A 15,687-nucleotide genomic window follows, 5' to 3' on the forward strand; every position below is an offset into this window, starting at 1 on the left:
AATTTAGCAATGAATCACAATCAACCCAAGGCTCTTTTGATATCACCTTCAATCGACTCCGGCGCTTTGGTCGGCGCATAACGCTTCATTGGCTTGCCGTCTCGGCTGATCAAAAACTTGGTGAAGTTCCACTTCACTTTCTGCCCCAACAACCCAGGCAGCGCCCTTTTCAAATATTGGAACACTTCATGGCTATCCGGGCCGTTCACATCCACCTTCTCGAACATCTGAAAATCAACGCCATAGTTAATCTGACAGGCTTCAGCTATTTCATCATTGGCACCCGGCTCCTGACCGCCAAACTGATTACACGGAAAACCTAAAATAACCAGTCCTTGATCTTTGTACTTGGCGTATAAGTCTTGCAGTCCCTGGTATTGAGGCGTAAAGCCACATTCACTGGCCGTATTAACAACTAACACCACTTTACCGGCGTAATCACTCATTGAAATCTGCTCACCCCGGATCGAATTAGCAGAGAGGTCGTAAAACGTTGTCATTTTGAATCTCCATTGGCTACCTTGCCCATCACTCTGATGCTAGCACTTATACGTAGTAACTTATCAGATCAGATTAGAATTATTATTCTAATTTTAATTTAAGAACCTGATCGCATATTTAATTTACCTCACTATAAATAAACCACTGCTGCTGCTAAATTAAACATTCAAAATATTGAAGATAAAATAACGACATTATGACAGCACAGTACATCAGTAAAGAAGGCGCGGCGATCATCAACGTTGCCCGGTACTTAATGACAACCTCAGTCAATGACAGACTGAGAACTATAGACTCTTTATCTGAAGAGATCGGTGTGTCTGTCGGTTTTATTCAAAAAGCGCTGATCACCATTGAAAAACAAGACGCTGTCGCGTTATCCAAACAAGGAAGAAATGGCACCTTTATCTCTCAACTAAACTATCAGGCTCTGGTCAAGCTTGCCGGATTTTTACATGTTGTTTGTGCCATGCCGCTGCCCTATACCAAGCACTATGAAGGACTTGCCAGCGGACTAAAGAAACAAATTGGTGACCTACCGCTGTACTTTGCCCATATGCGAGGTGCAGACGTTCGAGCCGAATGTTTAAAAGCAGGCACCTATGACATTGCAATCATGTCCAAGCTGGCTGCACAAACCTATTCAGACGGCTTTGTAACCGCCATCGACCTTGGTAAAAACTCTTACTCCCACGAACATAGGTTGATTTATCGAACAGGTGAATATGATGCCATTAAACGTGTCGGTGTTGACCCCGACTCACCGGATCAAAAAGTACTTACGACACTGGCATTTGAAAATTCACCTGTCGAGGTTGTAGAAATCAATTATGCCGATAGCCTTACTCACTTAGTTAACGGTGAAATAGATGCTGTTGTCTGGCTGCCGGAAGCCATCGACATGAAGAAGTATGGTCTTACGGAAAAATCACTGGGCCATATCGAGCAATGTAACCTGGCTTCAGATGCTGTGATGTTAGTACGCGGTGATGCAACACATATCAATGCACTGCTTCGAAAGCTCATCAATATTCCCGAGTTACTGGACCACCAACAGAAGGTCGTAAAAGGAATGATTACCCCGAGTTACTAAGCACTACCTGTGTATGGCTCAATAGATAGTAGAGGTTGCTATGAAGGAACGACTCGCATTGTTAAGGCAAGCTGATGTTATAACCCAACATGCCTATACAGGGACACTCGAGGCTGCACAGTTTCTTGCCGGGCACCTGAATATCGACACTCGTAATGAGCAATTCCAAATGGCAATGACGCATCTGGCAAGGGCTATCGATCGCATCACTGCCGGGGAGCCTATTTCAGAGGGGTTGGATCCAGAACTCCTCGGCGAAATCTACCAGGATGGCGCATATGAACAAATATCGGCACTCAATCTCGCCACGTTGACATTTTATGATATTGTCGCGGTTCCCGAGGCAGAGAATTCCTTTTTAATCAGTAATTTATTTTCGCTCTTCTACGCCAATCAGTTTGAGGAAGAAGCATGCTAATCAACGCCGACGGTTATACCTATTGCCACGAGCACCTGCACATCGATCTCTCTTTGCAAAAAGGGGATATCGACTGTCGACTCGACCAATACGAGCTTCTTCGCGACGAGATGCATGATTTAATCCACGCCGGTGTATATAACATCATCGAAGTGACAAATTCTTTTATGGGTAGAAATCCTCAATTTATTGAAAATTTAATCCGCGACACAGGTATTAACGTTGTTCTTTCAACTGGTTACTACATTGATGGCTTCTTTCCTACGCCATTGTACTCGCAATCTGCTCAAACGATCTGCAAAGAAATGGTCAGAGAAATCGTTGTCGGTATCAACGGTAGCCACCTCAAGGCCAGTGTCATCGGGGAAATTGGCAGTAGTGAGAACCGCTTTACAGATACTGAGCAAAAAGTCTTCAAAGCCGCAGCAATGGCACACTATGAAACGGGCAGACCAATTTCGACCCACCAGTCGATGAGCACTATGGGAAGGCACCAAATTGAACTACTTAAGGGCTACAGCGTCGATATGGAAAAAGTCACCATTGGCCACTGTGATTTAAAAGATAATCTCGACGATATTCTCTGGCTGCTTGATCAGGGCTGTTTCGTTCAATTCGATACGATTGGCAAAAACAGTTATTACCCCGACACCAAGCGTGTAGCAATGCTCAAGGCATTGTCCGAATACGGTTTACTCGAACGGGTGATGCTATCCATGGATATCACCCGTCGCTCTCACTTAAAACAAAATGGCGGATTGGGTTTTTGTTATCTGATCGACACCTTCATTCCAATGCTTCGGAACAACGGCATAAGCCAGAAGGAAATAGACGCCATGCTCAAACATGCTCCCTACTCACTATTCGGTTAAACAAAAGGTTATTCCTATGAAAAAGATTGGTATTGCAGGCCTTCAACGTGAGCAAATAAAAGAACAAATCAATATCGCAGCACCGGACCAATTCGAGTGCTTCATCCTCAACGATATGGATGCGGCAATGAAAGTGAAGGCCGGTGAGCTTGACTACTATATCGGCTGTTGTAATACAGGGGCTGGCGCCGCACTCTCCATCGCGATAGCCATTATCGGGTTTAACCAGAGCTGCACCATTGCCAAGCCGGCAATACGAGCCAAAGAAGGTGAAGTACAGCGTTTCGTCGCCGAAGGAAAAGTTGCCTTTGGCTTATCGGTCGAGCATGTCGAACATGCTGTCCCCATTCTCGTCTCAGCACTTGCTAACAACTGATAGGGCAAGAATATGGATATCATGAACTTAGGCCTGGTCGCCATACTCTGCGCCATGACGGCACTGATTGCCAACATGAGCGCCTCTGTCTTTCATGATGGGATCCGCCCCATCTTGCCGCAACTGGTCGAGGGCTATATGACACGCCGTGATGCAGGCTCTGTCGCCTTCGGCCTGTCGATTGGCTTTGTTGCTTCTGTCGGGATCTCGTTTACCCTGTCAACCGGCCTGCTAAACCCATGGCTGCTTTTTCTCCCGACCGATATTCTCGGCGTTATGATCGGAAGCAGGCTACTTGCGGCACTGGCAGGCGGTCTATGGGGCATACTGGTGGTAACTTCACTGAGCGGGGTTAATGCCGTCCTGACCGGGTTACCTATCGATGCACTGGGCGCATTAGGCGAACTCGGCACACCCGTTATGTCTGCCTTTGCTCTTTTCCCTTTGCTAGCCATCTTCTATCAGTTCGGTTGGAAAGCCGGGGCGTTAGCGGGTGTCGTTATTCTGGTATCACGCTTGCTTGTGATGAAATATACTGGTATTTATCCCGAATCTATCCAAATCTTTGTCGGTATGCTGATGCTGGTCGGTATTGCTATCAACAAAGACATCACGGATAAAAAGAACGGCATTAACCCGCCTGATATGTCCGGTATGCATAGCCTGTTCGAAGAGCGCACCAAGCGCATCGTAAAAAACCTGCCCTTGCTGGCAGCAACAGGGGCATTGATCGCCATTATCACCAATGCAGGGATCTTCGCAGGCTCGGAGGTATCCATTTATTCCCTGGCCGATGCCTACAAGATTGCCGATCCTCTCGAGCAAGATAGTGCTATCAAGCAGGTCGCGCTCTCTGAGTTTATGCGGGGACTTGGCTTCATCCCGCTGATTGCTACCACCGCTCTGGCAACAGGGGTCTACGGCGTAGTCGGTATGACCTTCGTCTTTGTCGTCGGCTACCTTTCACCCAATATTCCAGTCGCAGCCATACTTGGCGCACTGACAATCTGCGTTGAGGTGATGTTGCTACGTAAAGTCGGCCACTTTCTCGAGCGTTTTCCCTCTATCCGAAACGCGTCCGACAATATCCGGAACTCGATGAATACCCTCATGGAGTTTGCGCTGCTAATTGGTGGTGTCCTTGCCGTAATGAAAATGGGCGAGACAACCGGCTTCACCATTTTCGCCGTTTTGTACTTCCTCAACGAAGTAATGGGACGGCCAATCCTGAAGATAGCAGCACCGGCAGTGGCGGCCATACTGACAGGTATCATTTTAAACCTGCTCTATATTTTGGGACTGTTCGCTCTCTAACCACCGGGTCAACAGAGCCAGTCTCACTCCCCCAAATGGTCATGATTATTTGATTGCCCTTGTGGGACTGGCTCACCTCGTCTTGAAAAAGGTAATTTCATGTTCCTTACAGCGCTAAAACAGCAAAATCCGGCTCTGATTGATAGCGCCATCACATTGCTAGAACGTGGCTTGATCCTTCCCGATACCTACGTGATCGACGTTGATCAGTTCAGGGAAAATGCCCGGCTGATAAAAGCACAGGCAGATAACTACGGAATCCGCCTTTACGCCATGACCAAGCAGTTTGGCCGCAACCCCGTATTGGCAAAGATACTGATTGATGAGTTCGACTATGCCGGCATTGTCTGTGTCGATTTCAAAGAAGTCCGGACAATGCATCAGGCTGGGGTGAAAATCGGTCATATTGGCCACTTGGTGCAGCCGCCCAGCCATCATGTACCTTTCGTTGTTTCAACCATCCAACCTGAAGTCATCACCGTATACTCATTAGACAAAGCACAAGAAATATCACTCGCCGCGCAACAGGCAGGTCGATGCCAAAACATTCTGCTTAAGTTCTATCGCTCGACAGACCGTCTCTACGTCAATCAAGAGGCTGGGTTTCCATTAGAGTCACTCGCCGAGATCATCGCGCAAGTCAGCCAATTACCAAACGTCCATATTATGGGCCTTACGCACTTTCCCTGCTTTCTCTACGATGCGGAGGAAAACAGCACGCTGGCAACCCCGAATATGGACACACTGCGTTTAGCAAAACAACGTGCAGACGAACTGGGTTATCAATTGGAGCAACTCAATTGCCCCTCTTCCACCAGCTGCGAAACCATCCCTCTTATCAAGCAACTTGGAGGTACCCACGGAGAGCCCGGCCATGCCCTGACAGGGACGACACCATCGAACAGAAACGGGAGTCAGCCTGAAAAGGTTGCCATGCTGTATATCACCGAAGTATCCCATCAGTTCGAAAATAATAGCTACTGCTTTGGCGGCGGCTACTATCATCGCTGCCAGCTCGATAAAGGCTTGGTAAGAGAACAGCTGCCAAACCGCACCGAAGACAAGCTCGTCACTATCAGCAACGATGATGATTCGAATATCGATTACCACCTGAAACTTGATTATGCATGCGCCGTCGGTACACCGGTCGTCATGGCATTTCGAACCCAGGTGTTCGTCACCCGTAGCGATATCGCCCTTGTTGAAGGCATTTCTAGCGCACTCCCCAAGCTGCTTGGCATATACGATTCACTAGGAAATGAGGTTTATCATGGCTAAATTCATTGTTGTGGTATTAGATGGCTTCGGTGTCGGTGAAATGTCTGATGTACCGACCGTTCGTCCGCAAGACTGCGGTGCCAACACCGCTGGTAAGCTACTCAATCACTTTCCTCTCAAACAATTACCTACTTTGGAAAAGCTGGGACTAATCAACATCGTAAACGCAACAAACTCAATCATGACTCCCAACCCGGAGGCAAGCTGGGGGATAGCGGACTTAGCCCACTACGGTTGCGACACTTTCATGGGTCACCAGGAAATTATGGGTACCCGGCCCAAGCCCCCGTTAGAAATACCATTCAGTGAATCGATCGACGATATAGAGCAAGCATTGCAACTCGCCGGTTATCAAGTTAAGAGGATCTTCGTCAAACACCTTCAGATACTCATGGTCAGCAACAGTGTTGTTATTGGAGATAACCTTGAGGCAGACTTGGGCCAAGTTTACAACCTGACCGCAAACTTCAACCAAATTAGCTTCGAAGAGCTCAAAGAAATCGGTCAAATCGTACGATCTGCCAATGCGGTGAGCCGAAATATTGCCTTTGGTGGTTATGTCCCCTCAATGGACAATATTCTCAACGCCATTGAACTCAGAACAGATGAATTCGGAATCGAAAAGTATATCGGGATCAACTCGCCTGACTCTGGAACCTATGACGATGGGTTTCAGGTTGTTCACTTGGGGTATGGTGTCGATGCCAATACCCAGGTCCCTTTACAGCTAAACAAGGTTGGCATTCACACCTACCTGTACGGCAAAGTTGCCGATATAGTCCAAAACGAGACCGGGACGTCTTACACATCTGTTGTCGATACTGATCAGGTATTCGAGTTACTCATCAATGATCTTAAAGATAAAAGCGGCTTCTTTTGCGCCAACGTTCAAGAAACCGATCTCTCCGGTCATCAACAAGATCCCAAGAGATATTGGAATATTCTGGAAAAAGCCGATCGCGGATTAGCTGCCGTCATAGAGACAATGGACCAGAACGATCTTTTGGTGGTGATGGCTGATCACGGCAACGACCCTTTTATCGGTCACACCAAGCACACCCGTGAACAGGTTCCATTAATGCTTTATAGCTTAAAAATGCAGGGCGTTGCTTTAGGTAAACGAAAAACAATGGCCGACATCGGCGCCAGCGTTTCAAGCTACTTTAAAGCACAATTACCCGAATCAGGCCAATCCATAATATAGGAAACTAGAAACTAATTTATCACTATACATTGAACTATATAAACAAATTAATATTAATAACAAGGGATCAATATTAACACCGTTAATTACATCAAAATCAATTTGTAAATAGTCATCAAACTTAAATAAAAAAGGCTTATGCAATGAAACTACGTCTTTGCTGTTCAGTTGGCATATATATCTATATGCGAAAAACAATAGTGGAACGTGTAATAACAACTAATAACCCAATAACGTAGAAGGACCTACCATGTCTATTTTTTCAAAAACGATGGACTTTGTAGAAACAATAGTTTCTCCCATGGCGGCAAAGATATCTTCTCAACGCCACATAAACGCCATAAAGGATGGTTTTGTCGCTACAATGCCGTTCTTGATTGTCGGCTCACTGCTGCTGGTATTGGCTTATCCTCCCGGAGACGGTAACTTCTTTTTGGATGGCTGGCATGCACTGATAGACATCATAGGACAGCAAAACATCCTGGCTCCTTTCCAAATAAGCATGGGAATCTTTGCCATCTATGCCGCATACAGCATTGGCTACAGCCTTGCTGAATCCTACGGCCTGAGAGCACTTAACTCTGGCTTGCTGTCAATGTTTACCTTCTTGCTAGCCGTTGCCCCTGTGCAGTTCATCGACAATGTCGGCGGCATAATGCCTATCACCAATATGGGAGGTACCGGTGCGTTTACAGCCATCTTATCCGGCTTGTTCGTCCCAGAGCTACAGCGCTTCCTTAAAGCCAAGAATATCAGGCTCAACCTTCCTGAAGCTGTTCCACCCAAAATTTCCGCATCATTTGACTTATTGATCCCCGTTATTGTGATCAGCATTATTGTCACTGCAATCAACGCAATACTGGGTAATTATGATTTAAATATTCCATCGGCAATAATGGCTTTATTTGCACCGCTTATCTCTGCCTCAGATTCATATATTGCATGTCTATTTGCTGTCATTATGATTCAACTGCTATGGTTTGGTGGTATTCATGGTTCATCCGTTGTCGTTAGTGGTATTTTATATCCGATATTAATCATCAACCTTGGACTCAATCAAGACGCACTAGCCGCTGGTGAAGAGCTTCCTAAGATATTCGTCAACCCGATCCTCGACTTTTTCATCTTTGTCGGTGGCGCTGGCGGTACATGGGGATTTGTTGTTCTTATGATGCGTTCTAAATCAACCCATCTTAAAACCATTGGCAAGATGTCAATTATCCCAAGCTCATTTAATATTAACGAGCCCGTAATTTTTGGTACGCCTATCGTAATGAACCCTAACTATTTCATTCCCTGGATGCTTTCACCGATCGTGAACACCAGTATTGTATGGTTAGCTTTTAAAACAGAAATCATTTCAAAAATCATCGCCCTTCCACCCTGGACAATGCCGGCACCTATTGGTGCAGTCATTGCCACCAACTCAAGTACAGCTGCGATAGTTGTTGTATTGTGCGTTGTGGTCAGTGTCGTGATTTACTACCCCTTCTTTAAAATTCACGAGAAGCAATTGCTAAAAGAAGAAAATGCGAGCACTGACGAGACAACTGAACTGAAACCTTCAGAGGCCTAAGAGGTTTTGGTCAGAAGAAACACATAATCTAATCTCTTACCGGCAGGACCTTAACTCAAGGATAACCATATCGTTGAAAAGGTTCTGCCTTTCATGTTTCGACATGCGTATACTACCAGCAAGACATATCCTTTTTCTCGGGTACCATGACGCAACTACACAACGCGCTTCAACAAATGGGGCTTTCCGCGCTGGATTTCAGCGAACACGAGCATACTTTTCTCGATCAGTTTCTGAACATTAGTGCTCCTTTATTCGACAAGATCTGCCAGCATCGGCCAGACAAGCCCAGTCATGATTTGATACTCGGGCTATTAACCAAATCCCACCAAGAGGCACTCGATAACTTCCAGGCCACTGAACCTAAAACGGCTGAACTAAAAGCAATGTTCAGTGATAAAATCGGGGCAGAACATGCAGATAAGTTCACCGAACTGAGCCACGATGAAGTTACCATTATCTCAACCCTGTGGTTTATGGCTCAAGGTTATACCGGCATTGATTATAGCTATGCCAATGATCATGCAGTGGAAATCGCAGAAAAACTTAATCAAGATACGTCGGTCGAAACAAGGCAGGAAAAGACAGAGCTATACCGAAATCGCTTCATGAGAGCCTATTACACTGGCATCGACTTTGCGCGTAAAGAATCTAAAAAGAATAACAGTTCGACAAATCTAGTTGAGACGATCAAAAACGGTCTAAAAAGACTATTTGGTAACAAGTAACAAGTCGTTACCCATCACATTACTATGTATATGACGCCTGCCTAGCACAGGTAGGCATCTTAAATTATCGGTCTAAAATTCAGATCCAAATAATGCTGCAAGCGCGTACGGAGTGCCGCCTTCTCATCTGATGTCAGAAAGCTCGCCTCAATGGCATTTGAGCTAAAGTTGGCCATATCCTTTTTAGATAACTTAAACGCGTTAGCAACCGCCATGAAATTATCAATCATATAGCCATCGAAGAAAGCCGGATCATCGGAATTGATCGTGACACATACGCCCCTTTCAAGTAGGTCGGCAATATTGTGTTCGTTCATCGCCGAAAACACGCCCAGCCTGACATTCGACAAGGGACAGACTGTTAACGGAATACGCTTTGATACCAAGTGCTCGACCAGCTTTTCATCATCAGAACAACGCACACCATGGTCAATTCTGGCAACTTGTAATTGCTCCAAAACGTGCCAGATATTATCAACAGGGCCATCTTCCCCAGCATGTGCAACGGTTAGAAAGCCAGCCTGTCTGGCCTTTTCAAACACCTGAGCAAACTTATCGGGCGGATTTCCCGGCTCTGATGAATCTAAACCAACAGCAATGATGGAGTCTTTATACGGCATCGCTTGCTGCAATGTCTCCAATGCCTCTTCTTGCGATAAATCCCGCTGAAAACACATAATCAAACGGCTAGTGATCTCCAGTGTTGAACATCCTTCTTGCAGGGCTCGACTAATGCCATTAACCACAGTGCCAAATGCAACGCCCCTTCGGGTATGAAGCTGGGGATCAAAAGAAATCTCGGTATGCAGTACATGCTCTTCTTTGCACCGCTCTATGTACGCCCATGTCAGATCATAAAAGTCCTGCTCGGTTTTCAGTACTGAAACACCCAGGCTATACAGTGCGTAAAATGCTGACAAATCGCTAAATGCATAGGCCGCACGAACATCTGCAATAGTTTGATATGGGATAGACACCTGATTCCGCTTTGCCAATTCCAGCATCATTTCAGGCTTTAATGTGCCTTCAATATGGAGGTGTAACTCAATTTTAGGCAGCGCCCGAATAAACCCTTCCATACACACCTCTCTCGATAATCGCTCGCTGAAAGATCACCTGAGTAATAGTGTAGACGGCGCTAGCTAAGCTTAAAACTTATCAAGCTGACCTCGCATCATGAGCATGCCAAACAGAGACAGCACAATTCCGGTAGAAATAATGACCACGTTTTTATTCTTGGCTTCGGCAATGGCGTGCTCTGCGCTGAATGAAGAAAGCAAATCACCACCGCCAGCGGCCAAAAACTGGTTCATATCCGAGAACACCTGCTCCTGGCCGAGCATACCGCCCAGTGACACACCTCCCCATAATAACGAAAGCACACCAAGAAGAATTGATATCAGCCCCCAGCCTCTGTTAACATCCATATTATTACCCATGTGAATAGATGAGACGAAAATAAGATAGCGATACCATGCTAAAATCGTGAAGAAAGCCTGAATAAATATCAGTTTGATATGCGCTATGAATTATCTAAAAAGAAAATGATGACTAAATCAAAAGCAATTCACCAAGCTACGAGCCACCGCACTTAATGATAAAACTATTCTTTGTGGGGATGAGAATTTGCAGTGTTTATTTGACATATGGAGTCATAAACGACTCCATATCATTAAGTTTACTCACTATATATCAAAACACGCCAGACATTATCATTGACTGTTTGTACGATATATTTTCTGGCTTTAGCCACAGGCCATAAGCCCCTCCTTGCTGTCCACCTGATGAGTATTCCCTCAGCTTTGACCTATCATGCTTATCATAGACTTGTGCGGGCCGTATAACCTCAACAAATTCTATTGGAAAATGCTCTTTTAGCTTTTTAATCAATAAGTTTCTTTTGTCATTAAAGAAGCGATAAGACATGCCCTCTCTAATCTGATTGTAAGTCGCTGATAAGTCGGTCGTAACACCACCTCTTACCAAACCTTTCTCCGTAAGTTTACTGGCACGGGCAATAAATGCCTCCTCATCATAGGCGAATTCATCATTCTCCATGATCTCTTTTAGAAAGCAGTTTCTTTTCACACCAGCGATTTTTTCCATTTCTTGTAGAAATAATTCTGTCAGGATTAAACTTTTCTCACCATTTCGGAGAGAAAAAACATCTGTAAAACCATGTAACTTGATCTGGTTTGCTATCATGCTATAAAAGGCAAGAATAATGGAATCATCCTCAAAATAGATATCTTTTGTAGGTATAGTCTCACCACTAAAAGTAACTTTTCTCTGAACCAAATGAAAGTTAAGTTTAATTTCATCTATCTCATTGACACCATTCTGAAAAAGAGTCAGCTCCCTATATGATACATTTTCATTATTCTTCAAATAATCAGTATCTAAGTGACTTTGATGTCGAATATAAGGTATTTCTGCCAGTACAATAGTTGCTTCACTGGCATTTAGATATTCATTTTTACCTCGTCCTTCAATCCGACACGTTTTCTTGGTTCGATAGTAAAAATGAGGGTTAAGTTCGTACTTTGCATCGACTAATACATGAGTTAATCGGTCACTAGCACGAGAAAATAAAGCCATTGCATATCCAAGAAAGAAGGTCATCGTCTTTCTTCCACCTGCTAATGAAGCATGCAAGTGGACATTATCATCTGAGCATAAGCGAGCTACGTGCCTGACAATGAAGTTAGCCAACGCTTCTTGATCTTCGCACGTACGGGCATCATCAACAGCACAACCATTAGCATCCGGGATAACAAAGATCGTATCCTGACTAAAATGCGGAATCGGCACATTATATTCTTCACAAAACTGCTCAATAATCGTCTTCTCACCTTCATTCGCTGTAAGCAAATGTGTAACAACACGTTCTTTACCGGTAGCCGTAGTGATTATCTGCACTTCATCTGGCCAATCCAATCCACCATCAACAATACCGTTCAGTGTTTCAGTAACAACCTGAGGTGCTAGCCCAGTTATGGCCAGTAATACATTTTTCTTTGTCATTATTGTTGCACCTTTCTCTAACCCAGTTCACATAATATATATATCAACTGTTGAATCTGGGGCTTAATGCAAATTTGTGAAACTAACATGTAATATACCCAAGCTACCTCAAGATGCTCGTTTCAGCGAGAATTACTTGGCTTGTAGGCTAGGCACCGATTAGAAAATCCAGTGGCTCTAAATTAATAATCGGTAACAACGCATAGAAGTCCCTATCTATTTAAAAGAACTAGAACTCGCCCTTTGGGAGTGAGCCAGCGACCCATTTCTGTGTCAAATAACGTTGAAAGGGAGAAGCCATTCCTACCGTCATTTTCCTTGAACTGAGCTCGCTGGTCTCACTCTGAATCCTGCATCTTGAGGTAGCTTGGGTATAAACCATAATATTTCACTCGGCTTTCTTACTTATAGTGTTTAGTCACAAATTCGTGATGGAAAATTTATTTTTCCCTTATCGTTAAGCTTTCCCTCAACAAGTCACTATGAATGCAGAGACGAGTCATAAAAGTAGTTTGCCAATAGGAACTATTTAGTGACCCAAAGAGGGAATATCATGAAAAACTTAAATCTTACGCCAGTATCAATCACAATTGCCGCGCTTCTCAGCACTAATGCCATTGCCGAAACCATCACTCACGACTCTTATGTCATCGGAACTGATCAACCTCCGATTATTTTTACTGATGGTTCGATGGCTGTTACCAAACAATACCGAAAAGGTTACAACGATTATATCGTTAAATACGAACGACAAGACTTTAACGGTAATCTCGTTGAAGAGTTTGTACTTGACATGAAAGATAACTTAGTCTGGAAGGCCGCGTCAGAGAACGGTGATATGTGGCTCTATAATCGAAACCAGGAGCTAGGAGCATGGGATAACAGCACCAAATCCTTCTCTAAAATCAACGTTAACTTTAATGAGGATAGTGACACCGGTATCGTGAACGACAATAGTCATCTTGTATTCTTCGTCAAGTCATCAAAACAGCTGACCGAGTTCGACAATAAAATGAATACAGTGAATTATACAAACTATGATTCTTGCAACACCTCATCTGGCTACTTTGAGTGTCAAAGCGGTGGCAATACAGTGTTTGTCGACCCAACCAGTTTGGCTGAGTACTCAAACACCGATACGTTTAAAAAACTCAACATCAAATATAGCTATGTGCGTAACGGGAACAATATCCAAATTTCAGATAACAACAATACTGTCGTCTATGACTACCCTGTCCATCAGGATAGCAGAACCAGACCTGTCGCCTATTCCGACAACCTCATTGCCTTTGAAGTCTATAACGATGACAAAATTATTTTCACAGACTGGCAGGGAAATATCGTCGATACGCTTCACGCATTTCGCCCAAACAGTACCTATGTCTTCCACCCGGCCGGATACTTTATTTACGGCGAGTTTAAAACCCAGTACTTTTATTATAATGATCTGATATCTGTCAGCCGGTTCGACACCATGGATTACCTAAATAGCAAGAACCCGGCGACGATCAATGACTATTCAATTACATTGTCCGGAGAAATCACGCCTCCAAGTGAAAATAATGAAAGCATAATGCCCGACGGTTCTACAGCCCCCGGCGTATCTACTTCAACGTCTGGAGGTTCTGGAGGTAGCCTGGGTATAGCTGGAATTGGGTTACTCGCCTTATTGGGAATGCGCAGACGTAAATCGTAAACACAAAATCTAGGCCGCAAACCATACGCTACTTCTTTACCAATTCAAGGCTGAAGTAGCGTGTTTGCATAGGTTCTTTGCATGGTGACAAAAACAGAATTTTATCCAAACTATCTCAAGGAGTGAGATCAGTATCAATCCAGTATTTTGAACCAGATATATTGGCATCAAGCAAAAAGCCTTTTTCATCAATCTGATAGATTGCTATACCACCATTATATTTTGCCGTCAGCTCCGCACTTTCCGTGCCAGCCACTGCGCCCATTTCTGAGGTAGCCTCCCAGCCATCATCGACGAAGCCATCAAAGGTTTTCTGGTCTTCAAACAAAATAATCTGCTGATAAAACTTACCGCCAATTCCTGCTGCCAGTCCAGCGCCAAACATTTTCATGTAGGTGCGTTGATCTGTTTTCCGATTAACGGCAACGCCGGCCCCTTGACTGGTATGAAGCATCAGAGAAAATTTACGCGAATCAAATACGGCATAGCCATAGGCTTGGTCAAACAACAACTTCGCTGAGGGTTGCTCATTGAACAGCCGCACCAGCGCGGTATCAGACATCGTATCCAGGGCCAATCGTGCTTCCTCGGGGGTTTCAGGCTCCAGCATCTCATCGAGCTTGGCTTCACCGGCTGCCAGCCACTCTTTGCCCTTCTCGATAGAAGCATCTGTCCACTCACCGGCGGTATTAAACGCCTCCTCGCCCCAGCTTGATACCGAATCCCAAGTCTCTTTCGAAAACTCCGACACGCTATCCCAAGCTTTTTTTGAGCTTTCGCTGACTTTGCTGCCGATATCTGATGCTGTTTCCTTCAGCTTCTCCCAACTGGCATGTGCTGGCATCGCCAGCAAGCTCACCAGTACAACAAGTGCTTTTACCTTCACGATATCTCTCCGAGTAGTGCTGGCAACCCAAACGGCTACCAGCATATCAGTTACGATTACTTCTTTTTAGGACGGAAAGGCTTCATCACCTCTTCGTTACACTCAAGGTAGGGGCCTTCCATCAAATCAATACAGTAAGGTATAGCAGGGAAAACGGCATCCAGACATTCACGAATAGATTTCGGCTTACCCGGTAAGTTCACAATCAGGCTATCAGCACGAAGTCCTGCTGTTTGACGTGACAAGATGGCAGTCGGTACAAACTTCAACGACTCGGCGCGCATTAGTTCACCAAAGCCCGGCATCATACGATCACAAACAGCTTCTGTGGCCTCAGGAGTAACATCACGTTTAGCCGGACCAGTACCACCCGTTGTCACAATCAGGCTACAGTCGAGTTCGTCAGCCATTTTGATCAGCGTCGCTTCGATAACGTCCTGCTCATCAGGGATCACTTCGTACACCGGCTCCCATTCTGAAACGAGGTAGTCATTCAATGTCTCGATAATTGCCTTGCCTGAAATATCATCGTATACACCAGCACTTGCACGGTCGCTGACCGTTACAATACCAATTCTAGCTTTTGTCATTTGTTATCCCTCAGACTTACGTCTTGCATGTTAGGTAGATCCGTTACGAGCCGACAAAAACTAATCAGCCCGCAATACAATCAGATTAAATGCAAGTTTAAGGAATAAAATGAGCGGGATAAACCTCTAAA

Annotated in this window: 16 protein-coding genes; 10 read left to right on the forward strand and 6 right to left on the reverse strand. The window is 44.8% G+C overall.

The genetic code is table 11. The features are described from left to right. Positions 1-20: 20 nt before the first annotated feature. Positions 21-500, reverse strand: a complete 480-nt coding sequence (locus tag BIT28_RS16705) for a glutathione peroxidase (protein ID WP_075765767.1) — start codon at positions 498-500, stop codon at positions 21-23. 197 nt (positions 501-697) lie between these two features. Between BIT28_RS16705 and yhfZ the strand changes: the two genes are divergently transcribed. From yhfZ to BIT28_RS16750, 9 genes are all read left to right on the forward strand, one after another. After that, on the forward strand, positions 698-1,594 hold the full coding sequence (gene yhfZ, locus BIT28_RS16710; protein ID WP_075765769.1) for a GntR family transcriptional regulator YhfZ: 897 nt from the start codon (positions 698-700) through the stop codon (positions 1,592-1,594). 40 nt (positions 1,595-1,634) lie between these two features. Next, positions 1,635-2,012, forward strand: a complete 378-nt coding sequence (locus tag BIT28_RS16715) for a hypothetical protein (RefSeq protein WP_075765771.1) — start codon at positions 1,635-1,637, stop codon at positions 2,010-2,012. Next, a complete protein-coding gene (locus tag BIT28_RS16720) occupies positions 2,006-2,884 on the forward strand; it encodes a phosphotriesterase family protein (RefSeq protein WP_075765773.1) in 879 nt (292 codons plus the stop codon). Before BIT28_RS16715 ends, BIT28_RS16720 begins: the two co-directional genes overlap by 7 nt. A gap of 16 nt (positions 2,885-2,900) precedes the next feature. Then, positions 2,901-3,260, forward strand: a complete 360-nt coding sequence (locus tag BIT28_RS16725) for a DUF2620 domain-containing protein (protein WP_075765775.1) — start codon at positions 2,901-2,903, stop codon at positions 3,258-3,260. Between the two features lie 12 nt (positions 3,261-3,272). Next, positions 3,273-4,574 carry a YhfT family protein gene (locus tag BIT28_RS16730; RefSeq protein WP_075765777.1) on the forward strand — a complete coding sequence of 434 codons (1,302 nt, stop codon included), beginning with the start codon at positions 3,273-3,275 and terminating at the stop codon, positions 4,572-4,574. A 99-nt stretch (positions 4,575-4,673) separates the two neighbouring features. Next, positions 4,674-5,852, forward strand: a complete 1,179-nt coding sequence (locus BIT28_RS16735) for a YhfX family PLP-dependent enzyme (RefSeq protein ID WP_075765779.1) — start codon at positions 4,674-4,676, stop codon at positions 5,850-5,852. Next, positions 5,845-7,056 (forward strand): phosphopentomutase, encoded by a 1,212-nt coding sequence (locus BIT28_RS16740; protein WP_075765781.1) that lies wholly within the window; start codon positions 5,845-5,847, stop codon positions 7,054-7,056. The genes BIT28_RS16735 and BIT28_RS16740 overlap by 8 nt, the downstream gene beginning before the upstream one ends. 250 nt (positions 7,057-7,306) lie before the next feature. Next, a complete protein-coding gene (locus BIT28_RS16745) occupies positions 7,307-8,632 on the forward strand; it encodes a PTS sugar transporter subunit IIC (protein WP_075765783.1) in 1,326 nt (441 codons plus the stop codon). A gap of 146 nt (positions 8,633-8,778) precedes the next feature. Beyond that, positions 8,779-9,360 (forward strand): hypothetical protein, encoded by a 582-nt coding sequence (locus BIT28_RS16750; RefSeq protein WP_139310485.1) that lies wholly within the window; start codon positions 8,779-8,781, stop codon positions 9,358-9,360. Positions 9,361-9,419: 59 nt separating this feature from the next. Here BIT28_RS16750 and BIT28_RS16755 read toward each other — a convergent pair whose 3' ends face one another. The 3 genes from BIT28_RS16755 to csm6 all read right to left on the reverse strand — a co-directional run bounded on the left by BIT28_RS16755 (position 9,420) and on the right by csm6 (position 12,384). Continuing rightward, positions 9,420-10,439 (reverse strand): adenosine deaminase, encoded by a 1,020-nt coding sequence (locus BIT28_RS16755; RefSeq protein ID WP_075765787.1) that lies wholly within the window; start codon positions 10,437-10,439, stop codon positions 9,420-9,422. 69 nt (positions 10,440-10,508) lie between these two features. Continuing rightward, the gene (locus BIT28_RS16760; protein ID WP_075765933.1) at positions 10,509-10,787 is read right to left on the reverse strand and encodes a hypothetical protein; all 279 of its coding nucleotides are present in this window, start codon (positions 10,785-10,787) and stop codon (positions 10,509-10,511) included. Positions 10,788-11,052: 265 nt separating this feature from the next. Next, the gene (csm6, locus tag BIT28_RS16765; RefSeq protein ID WP_075765789.1) at positions 11,053-12,384 is read right to left on the reverse strand and encodes a CRISPR-associated ring nuclease Csm6; all 1,332 of its coding nucleotides are present in this window, start codon (positions 12,382-12,384) and stop codon (positions 11,053-11,055) included. Between the two features lie 553 nt (positions 12,385-12,937). Between csm6 and BIT28_RS16770 the strand changes: the two genes are divergently transcribed. Continuing rightward, complete coding sequence (locus BIT28_RS16770; protein ID WP_075765791.1) at positions 12,938-14,080, forward strand: GlyGly-CTERM sorting domain-containing protein; 1,143 nt, start codon at positions 12,938-12,940, stop codon at positions 14,078-14,080. A gap of 115 nt (positions 14,081-14,195) precedes the next feature. On the opposite strand, the gene BIT28_RS16775 is transcribed toward BIT28_RS16770, so the two are convergent. Further along, entirely contained in the window at positions 14,196-14,969 is a 774-nt protein-coding gene (locus tag BIT28_RS16775; protein ID WP_217696642.1) for a lipid-binding SYLF domain-containing protein, read from the reverse strand. 53 nt (positions 14,970-15,022) lie between these two features. Then, positions 15,023-15,556 (reverse strand): molybdopterin adenylyltransferase, encoded by a 534-nt coding sequence (gene mog, locus BIT28_RS16780; RefSeq protein ID WP_075765793.1) that lies wholly within the window; start codon positions 15,554-15,556, stop codon positions 15,023-15,025. Positions 15,557-15,687: the final 131 nt, after the last annotated feature.

Source organism: Photobacterium proteolyticum (assembly GCF_001939735.1).
Lineage (GTDB): Bacteria > Pseudomonadota > Gammaproteobacteria > Enterobacterales > Vibrionaceae > Photobacterium > Photobacterium proteolyticum.